Raw genomic sequence first — 19,152 nt, 5'->3', positions numbered from 1 at the left:
GCCCTCAGGCCATCCAGCGGTCCGGACGCGCCGTTCTGCGGCCCGTCCGGGACCGGTCCGCCTGGGCCTGGAGAAGCGCGGCCGCCTCGGCCGCGGGCCGCAGACGGGCCGTCACGGTCTTGTTGGCGCCCGTGTCCACCCGTACGTCGGCCACGCCCTTGAACCGCTCCCACGGCCCCTGGGAGAGCCGCACGCTCTGCACCTTGGCGTGCGGCACGAGCGAGAGGCGGCGCTTGAGCAGGCCGTGGCGCGCCGCGAAGACCTCACCGGTGACCGCCAGGCCGTACCCCTTCCACCAGAGCGGCACGCACCACGCCGCGCGCGCGGGCGGCGGATCGAGGTCGGCCGCCACCGGCACCCGTACGCCCGGCAGGACCCGGCCGATCACCGCCTCGGCGTGTTCCCGCGGCGCGACCGGCACCAGGACGCCGTTGGCCGAGCCCGCCACGTCCAGCTCGACCCGCACCCAGCCGCGCCGCCGCCACAGCAGCGGCTGCACGATGTGCACGGTCTGCACGCGGCCCGGCGGCACCGTCTCGTGGGCCTTGTCGAGCAGTCCGTGGTCGATGCGGATGCCGTCCGGGGACTCGCCCACCGTCCAGTCGTACTCCTTGATGAAACGGCCGCCGCTGCTCGCGAACGCGCCGCCCAGCATGGGCAGGGCCGTCGCGAGGACGGTCCAGGCGTTGTGCGTGGCGATCCAGAGGAACGCGGGCACCACGACCGCCGCGAGGAGCAGCGCCCAGGGCCCGCCGGTCAGCAGCAGCGATACGGCGAGCATGCGCGGCTGGACGTGCAGCAGGCCCCGCACGGGCGCCTCGCCCACTTCGCGTGCCTCCTCGGGGGCGAAACCGGCCGCCCGCGCGAGGAGTTCGGCCCGCAGTCCGGCCGCTTCCCGTTCGCCGAGGTAGGCCAGCTCGTCCTTCTTCTCCGCGCCGACAACGTCCAGCTTGAGCTTGGCGACGCCCGCGAGACGGGCGAGCAGCGGCCGCGTCACGTCGACTGCCTGGAGGCGGTCGAGACGGATGTGGGCCGTGCGCCGGAAGAACAGCCCGGTGCGGATGCGCAGTTCGGTGTCGGTGACCGAGAAGTGCGTGAACCACCAGCTCAGGAAGCCGTACAGGGCGCCGCCGATGACGACGGCGGCGCTGCCCAGGAGCAGGGTGGTGGCGGTCAGTTCGGAGAGGCGCTGCTGGGTGCCGTTCGGGTCGTGGACCGCCCAGCCCACCAGGACCGCGAAGGGGGCCCACGCGCGGCGCAGCGGTGTGACGGGGTGCAGCCGCCGCTCGGGCGACGCGCCGTCCGCCGTCACAGGCCCGTCTCCGTCGCGGGCTTCCCGTACGTCGCTCACAACCCCGCCGATCGGGCTTCGCCGAGCTCGGTCAGGCGGTCGCGCAGCCGCTCGGCCTCCTCGGGGAGCAGCCCGGGCAGGCGCGCGTCGGTGGCCGCGGCGGCGGTGTGCAGCTGGACGCTCGCGAGTCCGAAGCGCCGCTCCACCGGCCCCGACGTCACCTCGACGAGCTGCATGCGGCCGTACGGCACGACGGTCTCCTCGCGCCAGAGCACGCCCCGGCTGATGAGCAGGTCGTCGGCGCGCTCCGCGTACCGCCACGAGCGCCAGTTCCGCCCGAGGAGCGGCCAGCCCCAGGCCACGACGGCGAGCGGCAGCAGCGCGAAGGCGGCCCAGGCGGGCCCCGCGAGCAGGCCGAGCAGCACGCCGACGGCCACCGCGAGCGGCACCAGCCAGACCACCAGGAGGAGCCGTCGCACCTTCAGCAGCCCGCGCGGCAGCCCGGTCCACACCGGCTCCGTGTGCGCGCCCGCCGGTCCCGCGGTCCCCGCCGTCCCCGTTTCCATGGCTCAAGCGTACGTACGCGGTGTGACAGACGGATACGGCGGAACGGGCGGCCACGGACGGCGGGGCGTGCGAGAGACTGTGGCCATGAGTCCCACGACGGAGACCACCACGGAGACCACGCTCGGCATCGGCGGAGCGGCCGAGAGCACCGACATGGTGCTGAACATCGGCCCCCAGCACCCGTCCACGCACGGTGTGCTCCGCCTCCGCCTGGTCCTGGACGGCGAGCGCATCCAGCACGCGGAGCCGGTCATCGGCTACATGCACCGCGGTGCGGAGAAGCTCTTCGAGGCCCGGGACTACCGGCAGATCGTGATGCTGGCCAACCGGCACGACTGGCTGTCGGCGTTCTCGAACGAGCTGGGCGTCGTCCTGGGTGTGGAGCGGATGCTCGGCATGGAGGTCCCCGAGCGGGCCGTCTGGATGCGCACGCTGCTCGCCGAGCTGAACCGGGTCCTCAACCACCTGATGTTCCTCGGTTCGTACCCGCTCGAACTGGGCGGCATCACCCCGGTGTTCTACGCGTTCCGCGAGCGCGAGGAGCTCCAGAACGTGATGGAGGAGATCTCCGGCGGCCGCATGCACTACATGTTCAACCGCGTGGGCGGCCTCAAGGAGGACCTGCCTTCCGGATGGGCCACCCGCGCGCGTGCGGCGGTCGCGTCGGTGCGCTCGCGCATGGACGTGTACGACCGGCTCGTGCTCGGCAACGAGATCTTCCGGGGCCGCACGCGCGGCGTGGGCGTCCTCTCGCCCGAGGCGGTGCATGCCTACGGAGTGAGCGGTCCCATCGCCCGCGCCTCCGGAATCGACTTCGACCTGCGCCGTGACGAGCCGTACCTCGCGTACGGCGAGCTCCAGGACACCCTCAAGGTCGTCACACGTCAGGAGGGCGACTGTCTGGCCCGTTTCGAGTGCCTCCTGGAGCAGACCCATGTCGCCCTCGACCTCGCGGACGCCTGTCTGGACCGGCTCGCCGATCTCCCGCAGGGCCCGATCAACCAGCGCCTCCCGAAGGTACTCAAGGCCCCCGAGGGCCACACGTACGCGTGGACCGAGAACCCGCTCGGCATCAACGGCTACTACCTCGTCAGCAAGGGCGAGAAGACCCCGTACCGCCTGAAGCTGCGCTCGGCCTCGTACAACAACATCCAGGCGCTGGCCGAGCTGCTTCCGGGGCAGCTGGTGGCGGACATGGTGGCGATCCTCGGGTCACTCTTCTTCGTGGTCGGGGACATCGACAAGTAGGGCCTCACGCGGACAGCAGTGCCTCCAGGCGTACGCCGACCGGCTGCAGCAGCCATCCGAAGTCGCCGAGGCCGCCGTCGGCGGTGAGCTCCGCGGCCTCGCCCGCGCGGGAGAGGGCCCGCACGTAAGCCGCCGGGTCGCTGGAGGCGAGCGTGAGCGGCGGCCGTCCGCCGCTCACACCGAGGCCGCCGAGCGCCGCCCGCTGGGTGAGCAGCGCGGCCCCCTGCAGGGCGCAGGCGTCCAGCGCCACATGGGCCGTGATGTCGTGCTCGCCATCGGGCACGGGTGCCGTCTCACGGCCCTCCCTGAAGCCCGTCAGCGTCCCGAACGGCGGGCGGGCGTCCCGGACGTGGGCGTAGTCGACCGCGACCGCCAGACCGCGCCTCAGGGCCGCCACGGCCGCCGCCCACACCTCGTCCCGGGGGCGCCCGATCTCCGCGCGCAGCCCCGGCTCGGCCGCCAGCGGCCACCAGCGCGCCAGCCAGTCGGCGTCCGCCCCCTCGACGGGGCCGCCCGGCGTCTCGGTCCCGTCGTCGTGCACGAGCACCCGGCGGGGCGTTCCGTCGGCGGCCACTTCGGCGACGTCCACGGGGACGTTGTCCAGCCACTCGTTGGCGAAGAGCAGGCCCGTGACGCCGGCCGGCGGTGTGCTCCGCCACTCGATGCGCGGGTCGAGGTCCGCGGGGCGCTCCGCGCGTTCCACCGCGTACGCACGCACGCGTGCCGCCACATCGGAGGGGAGCGCGGCCAGGACGCCCTCGGTCAGCTCGCCGCGGCCCGCGCCCATGTCCACGAAGGCCACCTCGTCCGGGTGACCGAGCGCCTCGTCCAGGCGGGCCAGCAGACGGGCCACGGCGGCCGCGTAGAGGGGCGAGGCGTGCACGGAGGTGCGGAAGTGTCCGGCGGGTCCTTCCGGTCGGCGGTAGAAGCCCCGGGGGCCGTACAGGGCGGCCTCCGTCGCCTCGCGCCAGCCGCGCGGAGCGCCGGGACGCGCCTCACTGTCGTCGTTCGTCACAGACCGCAGGCTAAGGGGCCTCCACCTTGGGGAGTACATGTGCTCGACAGGGATCGGACCTCCGGTTGACCCGGGGGCGCCGCGGGGCTGCCTACGCTGGGTTACGTGCAGCGCCTCTATGACTTCCTCCGCAGACACCCGACATGGGTCGACGGCTTCTGGGCCTTCGTCCTCCTCGGGATCTCCGGGATCGGTCTGGTGGCCACGGCCGAGGGAGACGGCCGCGACCCGGGCGTCGTGGCCGTCCCCGTCGCCGTGGGCCTCTCCCTGGTGGTGGCGCTGCGCCGGCGGGCGCCCGAGAAGATGCTGGTGTTCGCCGGCGTCATCGGCTTCGTGCAGCTCGTCTTCGACGTGCGGACGATGCCGGCGAACTTCGCGATGCTGGTGATCATCTACACGGCGGCGGCCGTCGGGGCGAAGTGGGCCTCGCGGTTCGCGCTGGTGGGCGGCCTGTGCGCGGCTCCGCTCTCGACGATGCGCTGGCCAATGGAGAACACGGACGCCTTCCACAACGTGCTCTACGCGACCTTCCAGATGGTCCCGTTCGTGCTCGCCTGGGTCCTCGGCGACTCCATCCGCACCCGCCGCGCCTACCTCGCCCAGCTGGAGGAACGCGCCGACCGCCTGGAGAGGGAGCGCGAGGCGCAGTCGAAGGTCGCGGTGGCGGCCGAGCGGGCCCGTATCGCCCGCGAGCTGCACGACGTCGTCGCGCACAACGTCTCGGTGATGGTGGTCCAGGCCGACGGCGCCGCGTACGTCCTTGACGCGGCGCCCGACCAGGCGAGGAAGGCCCTGGAGACCATCTCGGGCACCGGCCGGCAGGCGCTGGCCGAGATGCGCAGGCTGCTCGGCGTGCTGCGCACCGGTGAGCCCGAGGAGAGCGGCGAGTACGTGCCGCAGCCCGACGTCGAGCAGCTCGACGAGCTCATCGAGCAGGTGCGCACGGCGGGCCTGCCCGTCGACTACAAGGTGGAGGGCACCCCACGCCCGCTGCCCAGCGGCGTGGAGCTCACCGCGTACCGCATCGTGCAGGAGGCGCTCACCAACACCCGCAAGCACGGCGGGGAGAACGCCGGGGCAAGCGTGCGCCTGGTCTACTTCGACGACGGCCTCGGGCTGCTCGTCGAGGACGACGGCAAGGGCGCCCCGCACGAGCTGTACGAGGACGGCGGGGCCGACGGCAGCGGGCACGGTCTGATCGGCATGCGGGAGCGTGTCGGCATGGTCGGCGGCACGCTGGACGCGGGACCCCGCCCCGGGGGCGGCTTCCGCATCAGTGCGCTGCTGCCGCTCAAGCCTGCACACTGACACCCTCACCTGCACACTGGCACCCTCACCGAACTTCCCCGAAGGGACTCCTTGATGTCGATCCGCGTGATGCTCGTCGACGACCAGGTGCTGCTGCGCACCGGGTTCCGGATGGTGCTCGCCGCCCAGCCGGACATGGACGTCGTCGCGGAGGCGGGCGACGGCGTCGAGGCCCTGGAGGTGCTGCGCGCGACCGAGGTCGACGTGGTGCTGATGGATGTGCGCATGCCGAAGCTGGACGGCGTGGAGGCGACCCGGCGCATCTGCCAGGACCCGAACCCGCCGAAGGTGCTGATCCTGACCACCTTCGACCTCGACGAGTACGCCTTCTCGGGGCTGAAGGCCGGTGCGTCCGGCTTCATGCTCAAGGACGTGCCGCCGGGGGAGCTGCTGGCCGCGATCCGCTCCGTGCACAGCGGCGACGCGGTGGTCGCGCCGTCCACCACGCGACGCCTCCTCGACCGCTTCGCCCCGATGCTGCCGAACACCGGCGGGCAGCCCCAGCTCAAGCAGCTGGAGCGGCTCACCGGGCGGGAGCGCGAGGTGATGATCCTGGTCGCCCAGGGCCTGTCGAACGGCGAGATCGCGGCGCGGCTCGTCCTCTCGGAGGCGACCGTCAAGACGCACGTCGGACGCATCCTGACCAAGCTGGACCTGCGGGACCGGGTGCAGGTGGTGGTCCTCGCGTACGAGACGGGCCTGGTGCGGGCCGGGGGCGTCTAGGGCCTTTTGCCGGTCCGGAGTTCTTCTAGCGCAGCACGCCCTCGATGAAGTCGCTGCCCAGGCGGGACACGACGCCGATGTCCAGCTGGTGCTGGACATAGCGGCCGCGGCGGCGCGTGGTGATCAGGCCGGCCTTCTTCAGGACGCTCAGGTGCCGGGATATCTCCGGCGCCGTCATGCCGTGCGCGTCGGCCAGCTCGCTCGTCGTGTACGCCCCGCGCGCGAGGTGGCGGCACAGCCGCATCCGCACCGGGTGGGCGAGCGCGGACATGCGGCGGGTCAGCTGCTCCACGGTGGGCGGGTCGGTGAGGCCGGGGGAGCTGATGGGGTACGTGATCGACGCCTGCCAGCCCTTGCGGTGCAGCACCCACAGGTGCGGCCAGCCGAGGCTGGTCGGGACGATCGTCAGGCCCCCCGAGCCCGTGGTGGTGCGGCCGACGCTGATCTTGTCGACGGTGATGAGCCGCTCGCTCTCGTCGAGGGACACCGCGGTGGACATGGCCTTCAGGGCCTCCGCGAGCCCCTTGCGCCGCAGCAGCTCGGTCTTGTGCCGGGCGTCCGCGGCCAGTTGATGGCTCACCCGGGCCCAGGTGTCGGCGAAGAAGGCCTCTTCGCAGTCCTCCAGGAGTGAGCGGAACCACGCGCGGACGGTCGGCGGATCGTCCAGCAGCCGCTTGGTGAAACGCACCTGGTGCGGGCCGCGGGCGGCGGCCAGGTCCAGCGCGCGCCGCTGCACGGCGGGGTCGGCGAGCAGCCTGCGGTCCGGCTCCGAGTACGTCGACTGGCAGGTGAACTCCAGGGCCGCGTCCACGAACTGTTCGTCGGTCAGCTTGTCCAGCTGGTCGAGCTCCTCGGCGAGCGTGGCCCCCGGCCTTTCGTTCCGCCCGGGGAGGCCTGCGAACGGCGTGAAGACGTCCGAGAACGTCGTGCGCCACAGGAAGTCGGCCTCGCACATGCGGTCCGCCAGGCACGGGTCAAGGCGCGTGGAGACGGCTGTGGCCCAGCCCTGGAGCCCGGGGTGGTGGCCCGGTTCGGACAGCGCGTGCAGCGCCATGCCGAGCTCGGCCAGGGGCGAGGGAACGACGTGGATCCGCTCCTGGGGAAGCCCGGTGATGTCGATGCTCACGCTCATGACCTCATGGTGCACCGCGCCACTGACAGCGCGGCCGTCGATTGACGAGCGCCGTCAATCGACGCGACGCGGAGGGTGCGGCGGGAGCAGGCTGTGGTCATCGAGAGGCACGGCAGCGCCGCCGTGACCGTTGGCCCGCACCGGTGGCCACCCCCTCCCGCACTCCGTTCCGCACCCCGTCCCGTACTCCTTTCCGCAGTCCTCCTACGCCCCTTTCGTGGCCCATCGATGTCCGTTAAGTACCATTTATTCCGAGAGGTGTTCCGTCATGAGCGTCACCCAGCAGTTCCTCCTCGACAGCTACCGCGCCGCACAGCACGGCCAGCCGACGCCGCCCGCGCCCGGCCGGGACGACTGGCAGGCCGTCCGCGAGGTCCGCGACTACGAGCGCTTCCGTGCCGTCGTGGCGGAACGTCCCGTCCACGGCAGGTTCCGCGCCGCCCTGGCCCGGTTCTTCCGCGGCGGCCGTCTCAGCGGGGGATCCGTCGCACGAACTCCGCGACCGCTTCCCTGACGTCGTCGGCCGTCCACTTCAGGCCCTCCTCGGTCACGGTGACCTCCGTGACCGAGAGGCCGGGCGGCCCGTCCGGGAACCAGCGCCCGAAGAGCAGGGTGCCGGTCTCCTCGGCCTGCCCCAGGCAGGCCTCGCCCAGTACGTCAGGCGCGTACGGCAGCCACACCTGGAACTGATGGGTGTGCGGGCGCTCGGGGTGCACGCGCGACCAGGGCACCCCCGCGGCCGCGAACCCCTCGCGCAGCGCGTCGGCGACCACGCGCGCGTGCTCGACGTAATCGGGCAGCCGGGGCAGTGTGCGCTCCAGGCCGAGCAGGGCCGACACCGCGGCCGGGAACTGCTGGAACACCTGACCCCCGTAGCGGTGGCGCCACGTCCTCGCCTCCTCGACGAGCGTGCGCGGACCGGCCAGCGCGGCGCCGCTCAGCCCTTCGAGGGACTTGTAGAACGACACGTACACGGAGTCGGCGAGCCCGGCGATCTCCGCGAGGCCCCGGCCGAAGTGCGTCGTGCACTCCCACAGCCGGGCACCGTCGAAGTGCACGACGGCGTCCCGTTCGCGAGCCGCCGCCACGACCTCTTCCAGCTCCTCCCACTCCGGCAGGACGAAACCGGCGTCCCGGAGCGGCAGTTCGAGCATCAGCGCTCCGAAGGGCTCCCCGAAGTCCCGCACCTCGTCCGCCGTGGGCAGCCGCGGCTCGGCCGTCGGGTGCACCGTGCGCAACCCGCTGACCACGGAGAAGGCGCCCCCCTCGTGCAGCTTGGGGTGCGCCTTCGGATGCAGGGCCACCGTCGCGTTCCCCGTACGGCCCGCCCAGCAGCGCAACGCGACCTGCTGGGCCATGGTGCCGGTCGGGAAGAACGCGGCGTCCTCCTTGCCGAGCAGCCGCGCGACCTCACCCTCCAGAGTGGCGACGACGCCGTCTCCGTAGACATCGACGGGCTCGTCCGGGCCGACGACCCCGGGAGCCGCGGCCGCCAGGGCCGACAGGCGCTCGGTGAGCGGGACGTGCAGCGGGGCGCGGTGCAGGGTCCTGGCCGCGCCCAGGGCGGCGGCGCGGCGGCGGGCCGACTGGTGGTCGTACGCGTCCGCATCCTGATCCTGCGGTTCCGGCTGCTCTTGGGGTGCGCTGTGGGAGGGCATCCTCCGAGCATGGACCGTCCCGCCGGAACCGGTCACATGAATAACCACAGCCTGTGGACAGCGAAGGACGCGCCCCCGACCGATCGCGTTAGCATGACGAGAAATCGTCCGGTACCCCGAGCGGACTGGAACGGAAGGCGCCGCCGCGTGAACGCATCGCATCAGCCAGACCCGCGGGACCGCCCCGCGAGGCTCACCGTGGGAGTCGTGGGAGCGGGCCGAGTCGGCCCCGCGCTCGCCGCGGCGCTGCAGCTCGCCGGGCACCGCCCGGTGGCCGCGTCCGGCGTGTCCGACACGTCCGTACGACGAGCCGCCGCCATGCTGCCCGACGTCCCCCTCGTGCCGCCCGCCGAGGTCCTCGACCGCGCCGACCTGGTGCTCCTGACCGTCCCCGACGACGCCCTGCCCGGCCTCGTCGAGGGCCTCGCGGAGACCGGGGCCGTCCGCCCGGGCCAGCTGCTCGTGCACACCTCCGGGCGGTACGGCACCAATGTCCTGGAACCCGCCCTGCGCGCGGGCGCCCTGCCGCTCGCGCTGCACCCCGCCATGACGTTCACCGGCACCCCCGTCGACGTGCAGCGCCTCGCCGGGTGCTCGTTCGGCGTGACCGCGCCCGAGGAGCTGCGGCTCGCCGCGGAGGCCCTGGTCATCGAGATGGGCGGCGAGCCCGAGTGGATCGCCGAGGAGAACCGCCCGCTCTACCACGCGGCCCTCGCCCTGGGCGCGAACCACCTGGTCACCCTGGTCGCCGAGTCCATGGACCTGCTGCGCGACGCGGGCGTCGCCGCCCCGGACCGGATGCTGGGCCCGCTGCTCGGCGCCGCCCTGGACAACGCGCTGCGGTCGGGCGACGCGGCCCTCACAGGACCCGTCGCGCGCGGCGACGCGGGCACCGTCGCCGCGCACGTCACCGAGTTGCGCAAGCACGCCCCGCAGACCGTCGCCGGGTACCTCGCGATGGCCCGCGCCACCGCCGACCGCGCCCTCGCCCACGGCCTGCTCAAGCCCGAGCTCGCCGAGGACCTCCTCGGCGTGCTCGCCAACGGCGGCGGAACCGGCACCACCGAAGGGGGCGACCGATGACCACCGCCCTGCTGCACACCGCCGAATCGCTGCGCACGCGTGCGCGTGCGGGCCGCCGCGCCGTCGTCATGACGATGGGCGCCCTGCACGACGGACACGCCTCACTGGTCCGCGCCGCCCGCCGCATCGCCGGACCCGGGGGCGAGGTCGTCGTCACGGTCTTCGTGAACCCTTTGCAGTTCGGGGCGGGTGAGGACCTGGACCGCTATCCCCGCACCCTCGACGCCGATGTCAAGATCGCCGAACAGGCGGGCGCGGACGTCGTGTTCGCTCCCTCCGTGGACGAGGTCTATCCCGGCGGCGAGCCCCAGGTCCGGATCGGCGCGGGCCCCATGGGCACCGTCCTGGAAGGCGCCACGCGCCCCGGCCACTTCGACGGCATGCTCACCGTCGTCGCCAAGCTGCTCCACCTGACCGGGCCCGACGTGGCGCTGTTCGGGCAGAAGGACGCCCAGCAGCTCGCCCTGATCCGCCGCATGGTGCGCGACCTCGACTTCCCCGTGGAGATCGTCGGCGTCCCCACCGTCCGCGAGGACGACGGCCTGGCCCTCTCCAGCCGCAACCGCTACCTCTCCCCGGCCGAGCGGCGCACCGCCCTCGCCCTCTCCCAGGCCCTCTTCGCGGGCCGCGACCGGCACGCCGCGCAGGAGGCCCTGCGCGCGCGTGCCGCCAGCGCCCCCGCCACCCGCGCGCGTGCCGTCGCCCTGAGCGAGCTCGGCGAGTCCCGCGCGGCGGCCGACGCGCACGCCGTGGCGCACTCCGCGGAGCCCTCCACGACCGGCGGCCCCGCCGCCGTCGTCGCGGCCGCCCGGCTGGTCCTCGACGAAGCGGCCCGCCTGCGGCCCCCGCTGGAGCTGGACTACGTGGCGCTCGTGGACCCCGCCGACTTCGGCGAGGTCCGCCCCGGACACCGCGGCGAGGCCGTCCTCGCCGTGGCCGCCAGGGTGGGCTCGACGCGACTGATCGACAACATCCCGCTGACGTTCGGAGCCGCCGTATGAGCGCGCACCGCACGCGTCCGAGCGCAGCTCTCGTACGCCCGAACGGAGTCACCGCATGAGCACCACCGGAATTCGGCTGTACGCGCCCGCCCCCGGCTGGTCCCTCGAAGCCGACGTCGTGGTCGTCGGCTCCGGAGTGGCCGGTCTCACGGCCGCCCTGCGCTGCTCGGCCGCCGGCCTGAAGACGGTCGTGGTGACCAAGGCCCGCCTGGACGCCGGCTCCACCCGCTGGGCGCAGGGCGGCGTCGCCGCGGCGCTCGGCGAGGGCGACACCCCCGAACAGCACCTGCACGACACCCTCGTGGCAGGCGTGGGCCTGTGCGACGAGGACGCCGTACGCACCCTCGTCACCGAGGGGCCCGATGCCGTACGCCGCCTCATCGAGACCGGTGCCCACTTCGACACGGACTCCGAGGGCGCCATCGAGCTGGCCCGCGAGGGTGGCCACCACCGCCGCCGCATCGCACACGCGGGCGGCGACGCGACCGGCGCGGAGATCTCCCGTGCCCTGGTCGAAGCCGTCCGCGCGCGGGGCATACCCACCGTGGAGAACGCGCTCGTCCTCGACCTCCTGACGGACGCCGACGGCCGCACGGCGGGCGTCTCCCTGCACGTCATGGGGGAGGGCCAGCACGACGGCGTGGGCGCCGTCCACGCCCCCGCCGTGGTCCTCGCGACCGGCGGCATGGGCCAGGTCTTCTCGGCGACCAGCAACCCGTCCGTGTCCACGGGCGACGGCGTCGCGCTCGCCCTGCGCGCGGGCGCCGAGGTCTCCGACCTGGAGTTCGTACAGTTCCACCCCACCGTGCTCTTCCTCGGCGCGGACGCGGAGGGCCAGCAGCCGCTGGTCTCCGAAGCGGTCCGGGGCGAGGGCGCGCACCTCGTGGACGCCGACGGCGTGCGCTTCATGGTCGGACAGCACGAGCTGGCCGAGCTCGCGCCGCGCGACATCGTCGCCAAGGGCATCACGCGCCGCATGCAGGAAAAGGGCACCGAGCACATGTACTTGGACGCCCGGCACTTCGGCGCCGAGATGTGGGAGAACCGCTTCCCGACGATCCTCGCCGCCTGCCGCGCCCACGGCATCGACCCGGTCACCGAGCCCATCCCCGTCGCCCCGGCCGCGCACTACGCCTCCGGCGGGGTGCGCACCGACCGGCACGGCCGCACCACCGTCCCCGGCCTGTACGCCTGCGGAGAGGTCGCCTGCACCGGAGTCCACGGCGCCAACCGGCTCGCCTCCAACTCCCTGCTGGAAGGCCTGGTCTACGCCGAGCGCATCGCCGCCGACATCGCCGCACAACACGCGGAGAACGCCCTCCACGCGCGCGTGCCCGCCCCCGTGACCCAGCCCGAGACCCCGGCGCACCCCCTGCTGCCGCCCGAGGCCCGCTTCACCATCCAGCGCGTCATGACCGAGGGTGCCGGAGTGCTGCGCTCGGCCGAGTCCCTCAGCCGGGCCGCGGACCAGCTGGCCCGCACCCACGCCGAGGCCGCGGGCGCCCTCGCCGAGCACGGCAAGACCGCCGAGCCCGGCGTCGACACCTGGGAGACCACCAACCTCCTCTGCGTGGCCCGCGTCCTGGTGGCCGCCGCCCAGCGCCGCGAGGAGACCCGCGGCTGCCACTGGCGCCAGGACCACGCCGACCGCGACGACGCGGCCTGGCGGCGCCACATCGTCGTACGCCTCAATCCGGACCGGACGCTGACGGCCACCACGACCGAGACCTCCGACTTCCCTCCGACCCGTCCCAGTCCCCAGGAGCAGTGACCGTGAGCACCCCCGACGACCTCCCCCTCACCCCTCCCTCAGCCGCAGGCGGTGGCTGCGGCGACGCCTGCGGCTGTGGTGGCACGTTCGACCCCCTGGAGTGCGGCCTCGACCCCGCTCTCGCGCTGCTCCTGACCGAGGCGGGCCTCGACCCCCTGCAGATCGAGGACATCGCGCACATGGCCATCGAGGAGGACCTGGCCGGTGGCGTGGACGTCACCACGGCCGCGACCATCCCCGAGGACGCCGTCGCCACCGCGGACTTCGCCGCGCGCCAGGCGGGCACCGTCGCGGGCCTGCGCGTCGCCGAAGCGGTCCTCTCCGTAGTGTGCGAGGAGGAGTTCGAGGTCGAGCGGCACGTGGAGGACGGCGACCGCGTCGAGGCGGGCGACGTCCTCCTGAGCATCACCACCCGCACCCGCGACCTGCTCACCGCCGAGCGCAGCGCGCTCAACATCCTGTGCCGCCTCTCCGGCATCGCGACCGCCACCCGCGCGTGGGCCGACGCGCTCGACGGCACGAAGGCGAAGGTCCGCGACACCCGCAAGACGACCCCCGGCTACCGCGCCCTGGAGAAGTACGCGGTACGCATGGGCGGCGGCGTCAACCACCGCATGTCGCTCTCCGACGCGGCCCTGGTCAAGGACAACCACGTCGTCGCGGCGGGCGGCATCACCCAGGCCTTCAAGGCCGTGCGCGAGCAGTTCCCCGGCCTCGCCATCGAGGTCGAGGTCGACACTCTCCACCAGCTGCGCGAGGTCGTCGAGGCGGGCGCCGACCTGATCCTCCTGGACAACTTCACGCCGGGCGAGACCGAGGAGGCCGTCGCGCTCGTGGCCGGCCGCGCGTTCCTCGAATCCTCCGGCCGTCTCACCCTGGAGAACGCCCGCGCGTACGCCGAGACGGGCGTCGACTACCTCGCCGTCGGCGCGCTCACCCACTCCTCCCCGATCCTCGACATCGGCCTCGACCTGCGGGAAGCGGTGCGGGACTGATGCTGCTCACGATCGACGTAGGCAACACCCACACCGTCCTCGGCCTCTTCGACGGCGAGGACATCGTCGAGCACTGGCGCATCTCCACCGACGCCCGCCGCACGGCGGACGAACTCGCCGTGCTGCTCAACGGCCTGATGGGCATGCACCCGCTGCTCGGCGACGAACTGGGCGACGGCATCGACGGCATCGCCATCTGCTCGACGGTCCCCTCCGTCCTGCACGAGCTGCGCGAAGTCACCCGCCGCTACTACGGGGACGTCCCCGCGGTCCTGGTCGAACCCGGCATCAAGACCGGCGTCCCGATCCTCATGGACAACCCCAAGGAGGTCGGCGCCGACCGCATCATCAACGCGGTCGCCGCCGTCGAGCTCTACGGCGGGCCCGCGATCGTCGTCGACTTCGGCACCGCCACGACCTTCGACGCGGTCTCCGCGCGCGGGGAGTACGCCGGTGGGGTCATCGCCCCCGGCATCGAGATCTCCGTGGAGGCCCTCGGCGTACGCGGCGCACAGCTCCGCAAGATCGAACTGGCCCGTCCGCGCAGCGTCATCGGCAAGAACACCGTGGAGGCCATGCAGGCGGGCATCCTGTACGGCTTCGCGGGCCAGGTCGACGGAGTCGTGAACCGGATGGCGCGCGAGCTGGCCGGCGCGGGCGGCGACCCCGACGACGTGACGGTGATCGCCACGGGTGGGCTCGCGCCCATGGTGCTCGGCGAGGCGTCGGTCATCGACGAGCACGAACCGTGGCTGACGCTGATCGGTCTCCGCCTCGTCTACGAACGGAACATCTCCCGTACCTGACCGATTGACGATGGCCACGTGTGCATAACCCTCCGCCTTCTGCAAGAGTCTGCGCAGGGACGGGACTTGAGCGGGCGTAGGGCGGGTTGGAGCGGATGAGGCGCACGAGACGGTTGGGCTCTGCGGTTGTTGCGGCGGCGCTGATGGCAGTGATCGGCGGCCCGGCGACCGCGGCGCGGGCCGCCCAGCCGGCTGATCCGGCGCTGGCCGGGGCGAGTGCGGGGATCCTGCCGTGGCTCGCGGTGGCGGCGGTTGCCGCGCTGGGTGTCGGCGCGGTGGCCTACGCCTTGGCCCGCCGCCGCGCGGATTAGCCCTCCCGGGCGGGGGGCGGGATCGGACGAGCACCCCTACGCTCCGCGCGCGGGAGGCGGAAGGTGGGTGGGCCGGGGATCTCCCCTCGCCTCTCCCTGCGGGCCCAAACAGGGCCGGGCGGCCTGCCGCTTCGCGGCGGAGGGGGCCGGGGGGTGGGGTGGGTGTCTCCCCCGCTTCCCCGCTCACGGTACGAACAGGCCCGCCGCTTCGCGGCGGAGTTATCCCACCCGCCCACCCGTTTGCCCCGCGACGTATGGCGGGAGTAGGGGCGGGTGGGTGGGGGGCTGGGGGTGCCGTGATCATCCGTGGGAGTGGGGGGCGGGGGCGTTGCCCCGCGACGTACGGGGGGAGTAGGGGCGGGGGGTGGGGATTTGCCGTGACCATCCGCGGGAGTAGGGGCGGGCGCGTTTGCCCCGCGGGGACCGTGGGAGTTGGGGTGGGGGCGTTTGCCCCGCGACGTGTGGCGGGGGTAGGGGTGGGGGCGTTTGCCCCGCGGGGGCCGTGGGAGTTGGGGCGGGTGCGTTTGCCCGGCGGGGGTCGTGGGAGTAGGGGTGGGGGCGTTCGCCCGGGTAGGGGCGGGGACGTTTGTCCCGCGACGTGTGGCGGGGGTAGGGGCGGGGGACGTTTGTCCGCGACGGGCCGGCGGAGTAGAAGCCAGCCGCCCCCACCGGCGGCCTGTTTGCCGCCCCCCACCGGCCTGCAGGCGCCCGAGCGGCCTGAGGGGGCGTGGGGGTATGTGCGCACGGAGCACCGAGCATGCTCTGGCGTCTTTGTCCGGGCAGCGTGACGCAGGGATGGCGAGTACGCACATACCCCCACGTCCCCGCCCCCCACCACCGGACACCAGGCGCCCCGCCAGCCAACGCGCCAGCGAATTGGCGTTAAGCCGATTTTGTCCGTTTAGCGCGTATCGTCAGTCCATGCCCACGCCATACGGATCCCGGGGCGGGATGGCCTTCAGCGCGGAGGAGCTGCGTGTGCTCCGTCGCGCTCTGGCGCTCGCCCTGCACCCCAGCCCCGCCCGCGACGAGGACGTCAAGGACTGCCTCCGTCTCGCCGAATCGGTCGACGAAGCCGCGCGCGAGGGCGCCAGGCTGCGCGCCTTCCTCGTGGCCGACCTCGCCCGCTACCGGGCGGCCCTGCCCGGCACCGCGACCGGCTATCTCGCACTCCTCGACGACGTCCTCGCCACCGGCTACGAGCCGGGCGCCGACGACCTCGCGGCGCTGCGCGCCCTGCGCGGCAACCCCCTCGCGGCCGTCCTCCTCGACCGCTGCCGCGCCCTCGCCGAACGGTCCGTGCGCGCCCGCCTCGCGGGCCGCGCCGTCCCCGCACAGGAGCGCGCCCCCCTCCCCGTCCCGGCCCCCGCCTCCCGCACCACCCGCCTCCTCGCCCTCCCCGGCGGCCTCGGCGGATCCGGCGCCAAGAGCGACCCCGCCAAGAGCGACCCCGCCGAGCGCCGCCCCGCCCCCGCCCCCGCCCCGACGCCACCCCGCCCGGTCCCGACACCGGCGGAGGTGTTCCCGCCCAAGCGCCGCCCCGAGACACCCGCGGACCCGCCGCACCGGCTCGCCGCGGGCTAGCTACTCTGGGGGCATGGACTACGTTTCCGCGCTCGTGCCCCCCGTAGTGATGGCCGTGTTCTTCACCGGGCTCATCGTGACGATCGTGAAGACCCAGGGCGGTGCCAACAAGGCCAAGGAGGACGCGGCCGTCGACGCCGCGATCACCCGTGCCGAGGCCGTCCGGCAGACCCCGAAGACCGGCAGCGCGTAACCCGCGCACCCCCGGTACCCCGCCCACCCCGGGTCACCCGACCCACCCGGTCACCCGGCGTGCCCGCCCCCGCACCCCGCACCCCGCACCCCGCACCCAGGCGTACGACTCACGTGCCTTTAGAGTCGTACGCCCTTTTTGTTGCATAAATTAGGGGTACGCCACGTCCCTCACGCATCACGCCGATAGTGACATCTCCCACTATTGTTCAGCTGTGCCTCGTCCATTGGGAGAACTCGAAGACTCAGTCATGACGCGGGTGTGGAAGTGGAACCGCCCCGTGACCGTTCGAGAAGTCCTGGAAGACCTTCAGGAGGAACGGTCCATCGCGTACACGACCGTGATGACCGTTTTGGACAATCTCCATCAGAAGGGCTGGGTGCGCCGCGAAGCGGAAGGCCGCGCCTATCGATATGAGGCGGTCTCCACTCGCGCCGCCTACGCAGCCGCACTGATGAACGAAGCCTGGTCGCAGAGCGACAACCCGGCCGCGGCTCTCGTCGCCTTCTTCGGCATGATGTCGGCGGAACAGCGGGAAGCGCTGAGCGACGCGATGCGTATCGTCCAGGGCCCCGAGAACCCCGGCTCGGCGGAGCGCGCCGCACAGCGATAGCGTCCGCTCATGCCAGCAGAGGTCCCCGAACGCAACGAAGTCAGCGAACTCAGCGCAAAAGCGGTCTCGGTCCGCAGGGCGCGAACCTCCGATGTGCCGGCCGTCCGCCGGCTCCTCGACTCCTACGTCCGCGAGCGCATCCTCCTGGACAAAGCGACGGTGACGCTTTACGAGGACATCCAGGAGTTCTGGGTGGCGGAACGCGACGACAACGCGGAGTTGGTCGGCTGCGGCGCTCTGCACGTGATGTGGGAAGACCTCGCAGAAGTACGCACACTGGCGGTGAACCCCGTGGTCAAGGGGGCCGGAGTGGGGCATCAGCTGTTGGGGAAGTTGCTGCAGACGGCTGGCTGGCTCGGCGTCCGCAAGGTTTTCTGTCTCACCTTCGAAGTCGACTTCTTCGCGAAGCACGGCTTCGTGGAGATCGGCGAGACTCCGGTCGACGGAGATGTCTACAGCGAGCTCCTGCGTTCCTATGACGAGGGTGTCGCGGAGTTCCTCGGCCTCGAACGAGTGAAACCGAACACCTTGGGCAACAGCCGGATGCTTCTGCATCTGTGATCGTCGCGCGGTATTCCTGGCGGCAGCCTGCCCGGGTGGCCTATGTCCGAAACGCGCATGTTTCCAGGCTCCTAGGGGTGCCTGGTCTCTCCCAGGGGTTTGTGTTTTTCCGGCAAAAGCGGTTTGCTTTCCGACGTACTGCAGTACTGCATATAACAGGGGTCGGTGAATCGGCGGCGTACGCCGTGCGGACCGGCCTCACAGTTATCGATGAAAGGAAATCCGGTGGCACAGAAGGTTCAGGTCCTTCTTGTCGATGACCTCGACGGTGGCGAGGCGGACGAGACCGTGACGTTTGCGCTGGACGGCAAGTCCTACGAGATCGACCTCACCACGGCCAACGCGGACAAGCTCCGTGGCGCCCTTGAGGACTTCGTCAAGGCAGGTCGGCGCACCGGAGGCCGCGGTTCGAGCGGTCGCGGCAAGGCACGCGCCGCCGCGTCCGGCGGCAGCCAGGACACCGCCGCGATCCGCGCCTGGGCAAAGGAGAACGGTTTCGAGGTCAATGACCGCGGCCGCGTTCCCGCGTCCATTCGCGAGGCTTACGAGAAGGCCAACGGCTGACGGCTGCGACGCCGCAACCGGACCCGGTGACACTGTGTTGCCGCCGTGTCCACGAGTCGTACGAGACCGGAGCCCACGGCGGGGTCGCTGTGGAGCGCAGTCCCGCCTCGCCCCATCGCGGGCAGGGACGAAAGCGCAGGCAGCGTCGGCTCCACCTCACAGCCGGGCTCCGGGGGTCGCAGCCACACGGCGGCCCCCCGCGAGCCGGACCACCCCGGGGGCGTGGGTGCGACCATCCGTCGGCCCGCCCCGAGCGCGGTGAGGCCGAGGGGGATGTCCCCCCACTCCAGCCAGTCGAGCAGCCCCGGCAGCTCGTCCGCGCTTCCCGCGCCCACCAGGAGCCGCATGGTTTCCCCGCGCAGTGCCACCGGAGCCTTCGGCCCGAGGTGCCGCAGTGCCGCGAAGCCCGCCTCCGCCGGCAGTTCCAGGACGTCGAAGCGCAGCCCCGTCAGGAGGCGCACCGGACCGGGACCGGGGGCGGTCGCCCAGCCGAGCTCGTTCTCGTACCACTGCCGCACCGGGTCGCTCTGCTCGACCGGTACCCGGGGCTGAGGAACTGTGGGGGCCATGTCCGAGCAACAGCCGCGAGCGCGCGAGGGTTACGGAAGGTAGCGACTCGAATGCGTTACGTGTCCGGAAAGGGGGCGTAAGGGCGTGTTCTGCGGCGCAAGGGTGTTCGCCCGTAGCTGAGGGAACCGGGGCGCGCCGCATGGACTGTCGGTCCTGAC

21 protein-coding genes are annotated in these 19,152 nt (G+C 72.7%); 15 read left to right on the top strand and 6 right to left on the bottom strand.

The features are described 5' to 3' along the window. Window positions 1-4: 4 nt before the first annotated feature. The gene (locus ACFVYL_RS31715) at window positions 5-1,312 is read right to left on the bottom strand and encodes a PH domain-containing protein (protein ID WP_389722063.1); all 1,308 of its coding nucleotides are present in this window, start codon (window positions 1,310-1,312) and stop codon (window positions 5-7) included. Between the two features lie 35 nt (window positions 1,313-1,347). Beyond that, entirely contained in the window at window positions 1,348-1,857 is a 510-nt protein-coding gene (locus ACFVYL_RS31710) for a PH domain-containing protein (protein WP_389722061.1), read from the bottom strand. 85 nt (window positions 1,858-1,942) lie between these two features. Here ACFVYL_RS31710 and ACFVYL_RS31705 point away from each other — a divergent pair, with 85 nt between their 5' ends. Then, window positions 1,943-3,106, top strand: a complete 1,164-nt coding sequence (locus ACFVYL_RS31705) for an NADH-quinone oxidoreductase subunit D (protein ID WP_389722059.1) — start codon at window positions 1,943-1,945, stop codon at window positions 3,104-3,106. A gap of 4 nt (window positions 3,107-3,110) precedes the next feature. Here ACFVYL_RS31705 and ACFVYL_RS31700 read toward each other — a convergent pair whose 3' ends face one another. Further along, window positions 3,111-4,121 (bottom strand): SAM-dependent methyltransferase, encoded by a 1,011-nt coding sequence (locus ACFVYL_RS31700; protein WP_389722057.1) that lies wholly within the window; start codon window positions 4,119-4,121, stop codon window positions 3,111-3,113. 105 nt (window positions 4,122-4,226) lie between these two features. Between ACFVYL_RS31700 and ACFVYL_RS31695 the strand changes: the two genes are divergently transcribed. Then, the gene (locus ACFVYL_RS31695; RefSeq protein ID WP_389722055.1) at window positions 4,227-5,429 is read left to right on the top strand and encodes a sensor histidine kinase; all 1,203 of its coding nucleotides are present in this window, start codon (window positions 4,227-4,229) and stop codon (window positions 5,427-5,429) included. A gap of 54 nt (window positions 5,430-5,483) precedes the next feature. Further along, window positions 5,484-6,152 (top strand): response regulator, encoded by a 669-nt coding sequence (locus tag ACFVYL_RS31690; RefSeq protein ID WP_389722053.1) that lies wholly within the window; start codon window positions 5,484-5,486, stop codon window positions 6,150-6,152. Window positions 6,153-6,177: 25 nt separating this feature from the next. Here ACFVYL_RS31690 and ACFVYL_RS31685 read toward each other — a convergent pair whose 3' ends face one another. Further along, the gene (locus tag ACFVYL_RS31685; RefSeq protein ID WP_389722052.1) at window positions 6,178-7,284 is read right to left on the bottom strand and encodes a DUF5937 family protein; all 1,107 of its coding nucleotides are present in this window, start codon (window positions 7,282-7,284) and stop codon (window positions 6,178-6,180) included. 268 nt (window positions 7,285-7,552) lie between these two features. On the opposite strand from ACFVYL_RS31685, the gene ACFVYL_RS31680 reads away from it, so the two are divergent. Continuing rightward, window positions 7,553-7,798 carry a hypothetical protein gene (locus tag ACFVYL_RS31680; protein ID WP_389722050.1) on the top strand — a complete coding sequence of 82 codons (246 nt, stop codon included), beginning with the start codon at window positions 7,553-7,555 and terminating at the stop codon, window positions 7,796-7,798. On the opposite strand, the gene ACFVYL_RS31675 is transcribed toward ACFVYL_RS31680, so the two are convergent. Further along, window positions 7,755-8,942, bottom strand: a complete 1,188-nt coding sequence (locus ACFVYL_RS31675) for a threonine aldolase family protein (RefSeq protein WP_389722048.1) — start codon at window positions 8,940-8,942, stop codon at window positions 7,755-7,757. The genes ACFVYL_RS31680 and ACFVYL_RS31675 overlap by 44 nt on opposite strands. 93 nt (window positions 8,943-9,035) lie before the next feature. Here ACFVYL_RS31675 and ACFVYL_RS31670 point away from each other — a divergent pair, with 93 nt between their 5' ends. The 11 genes from ACFVYL_RS31670 (at window position 9,036) to ACFVYL_RS31620 (ending at window position 18,424) form a co-directional block, all read left to right on the top strand. Next, window positions 9,036-10,025: a Rossmann-like and DUF2520 domain-containing protein gene (locus tag ACFVYL_RS31670; protein ID WP_389722046.1), complete on the top strand. Its 990-nt coding sequence runs from the start codon at window positions 9,036-9,038 to the stop codon at window positions 10,023-10,025. Further along, a complete protein-coding gene (gene panC, locus ACFVYL_RS31665; protein ID WP_389722044.1) occupies window positions 10,022-11,026 on the top strand; it encodes a pantoate--beta-alanine ligase in 1,005 nt (334 codons plus the stop codon). The genes ACFVYL_RS31670 and panC overlap by 4 nt, the downstream gene beginning before the upstream one ends. Before the next feature lie 55 nt (window positions 11,027-11,081). Beyond that, window positions 11,082-12,797, top strand: coding sequence for an L-aspartate oxidase (locus ACFVYL_RS31660; RefSeq protein WP_389722042.1), 1,716 nt, complete (start codon window positions 11,082-11,084; stop codon window positions 12,795-12,797). 2 nt (window positions 12,798-12,799) lie between these two features. Continuing rightward, on the top strand, window positions 12,800-13,792 hold the full coding sequence (nadC, locus tag ACFVYL_RS31655) for a carboxylating nicotinate-nucleotide diphosphorylase (protein ID WP_389722040.1): 993 nt from the start codon (window positions 12,800-12,802) through the stop codon (window positions 13,790-13,792). After that, window positions 13,792-14,598 (top strand): type III pantothenate kinase, encoded by an 807-nt coding sequence (locus tag ACFVYL_RS31650; protein ID WP_389722038.1) that lies wholly within the window; start codon window positions 13,792-13,794, stop codon window positions 14,596-14,598. The genes nadC and ACFVYL_RS31650 overlap by 1 nt, the downstream gene beginning before the upstream one ends. Before the next feature lie 143 nt (window positions 14,599-14,741). Continuing rightward, window positions 14,742-14,909 (top strand): hypothetical protein, encoded by a 168-nt coding sequence (locus ACFVYL_RS31645; protein ID WP_389722036.1) that lies wholly within the window; start codon window positions 14,742-14,744, stop codon window positions 14,907-14,909. 921 nt (window positions 14,910-15,830) lie between these two features. Beyond that, entirely contained in the window at window positions 15,831-16,493 is a 663-nt protein-coding gene (locus ACFVYL_RS31640; RefSeq protein ID WP_389722034.1) for a hypothetical protein, read from the top strand. A gap of 13 nt (window positions 16,494-16,506) precedes the next feature. Beyond that, a complete protein-coding gene (locus ACFVYL_RS31635) occupies window positions 16,507-16,686 on the top strand; it encodes a hypothetical protein (RefSeq protein ID WP_389722032.1) in 180 nt (59 codons plus the stop codon). 226 nt (window positions 16,687-16,912) lie between these two features. After that, window positions 16,913-17,299: a BlaI/MecI/CopY family transcriptional regulator gene (locus tag ACFVYL_RS31630; protein ID WP_389722101.1), complete on the top strand. Its 387-nt coding sequence runs from the start codon at window positions 16,913-16,915 to the stop codon at window positions 17,297-17,299. A 9-nt stretch (window positions 17,300-17,308) separates the two neighbouring features. Continuing rightward, window positions 17,309-17,860: an amino-acid N-acetyltransferase gene (locus ACFVYL_RS31625; RefSeq protein ID WP_389722030.1), complete on the top strand. Its 552-nt coding sequence runs from the start codon at window positions 17,309-17,311 to the stop codon at window positions 17,858-17,860. 225 nt (window positions 17,861-18,085) lie between these two features. Further along, entirely contained in the window at window positions 18,086-18,424 is a 339-nt protein-coding gene (locus ACFVYL_RS31620; protein WP_389722028.1) for an Lsr2 family protein, read from the top strand. Here ACFVYL_RS31620 and ACFVYL_RS31615 read toward each other — a convergent pair. Beyond that, window positions 18,403-18,993 (bottom strand): SCO3374 family protein, encoded by a 591-nt coding sequence (locus ACFVYL_RS31615; RefSeq protein ID WP_389722026.1) that lies wholly within the window; start codon window positions 18,991-18,993, stop codon window positions 18,403-18,405. The two genes, ACFVYL_RS31620 and ACFVYL_RS31615, sit on opposite strands and share 22 nt — an antisense overlap. Between the last annotated feature and the right edge of the window lie 159 nt (window positions 18,994-19,152).

Source organism: Streptomyces sp. NPDC058308, from assembly GCF_042880275.1.
Classification (GTDB): domain Bacteria; phylum Actinomycetota; class Actinomycetes; order Streptomycetales; family Streptomycetaceae; genus Streptomyces.
Note: the sequence above shows the minus strand (reverse complement) of the source record. Positions and strands in the feature narration are given on the sequence as shown.

Coding starts and splice junctions, on each gene's coding strand:
- ACFVYL_RS31710 (WP_389722061.1), bottom strand. CDS start 1,857: ATGGAAACGGGGACGGCGGGGACCGCGGGACCGGCGGGCGCGCACACG.
- ACFVYL_RS31690 (WP_389722053.1), top strand. CDS start 5,484: ATGTCGATCCGCGTGATGCTCGTCGACGACCAGGTGCTGCTGCGCACC.
- ACFVYL_RS31645 (WP_389722036.1), top strand. CDS start 14,742: ATGGCAGTGATCGGCGGCCCGGCGACCGCGGCGCGGGCCGCCCAGCCG.
- ACFVYL_RS31625 (WP_389722030.1), top strand. CDS start 17,309: ATGCCAGCAGAGGTCCCCGAACGCAACGAAGTCAGCGAACTCAGCGCA.
- ACFVYL_RS31680 (WP_389722050.1), top strand. CDS start 7,553: ATGAGCGTCACCCAGCAGTTCCTCCTCGACAGCTACCGCGCCGCACAG.
- ACFVYL_RS31660 (WP_389722042.1), top strand. CDS start 11,082: ATGAGCACCACCGGAATTCGGCTGTACGCGCCCGCCCCCGGCTGGTCC.
- ACFVYL_RS31705 (WP_389722059.1), top strand. CDS start 1,943: ATGAGTCCCACGACGGAGACCACCACGGAGACCACGCTCGGCATCGGC.
- panC (WP_389722044.1), top strand. CDS start 10,022: ATGACCACCGCCCTGCTGCACACCGCCGAATCGCTGCGCACGCGTGCG.
- ACFVYL_RS31650 (WP_389722038.1), top strand. CDS start 13,792: ATGCTGCTCACGATCGACGTAGGCAACACCCACACCGTCCTCGGCCTC.
- ACFVYL_RS31670 (WP_389722046.1), top strand. CDS start 9,036: ATGACGAGAAATCGTCCGGTACCCCGAGCGGACTGGAACGGAAGGCGC.
- ACFVYL_RS31615 (WP_389722026.1), bottom strand. CDS start 18,993: ATGGCCCCCACAGTTCCTCAGCCCCGGGTACCGGTCGAGCAGAGCGAC.
- ACFVYL_RS31685 (WP_389722052.1), bottom strand. CDS start 7,284: ATGAGCGTGAGCATCGACATCACCGGGCTTCCCCAGGAGCGGATCCAC.
- ACFVYL_RS31640 (WP_389722034.1), top strand. CDS start 15,831: ATGCCCACGCCATACGGATCCCGGGGCGGGATGGCCTTCAGCGCGGAG.
- ACFVYL_RS31675 (WP_389722048.1), bottom strand. CDS start 8,942: ATGCCCTCCCACAGCGCACCCCAAGAGCAGCCGGAACCGCAGGATCAG.
- ACFVYL_RS31635 (WP_389722032.1), top strand. CDS start 16,507: ATGGACTACGTTTCCGCGCTCGTGCCCCCCGTAGTGATGGCCGTGTTC.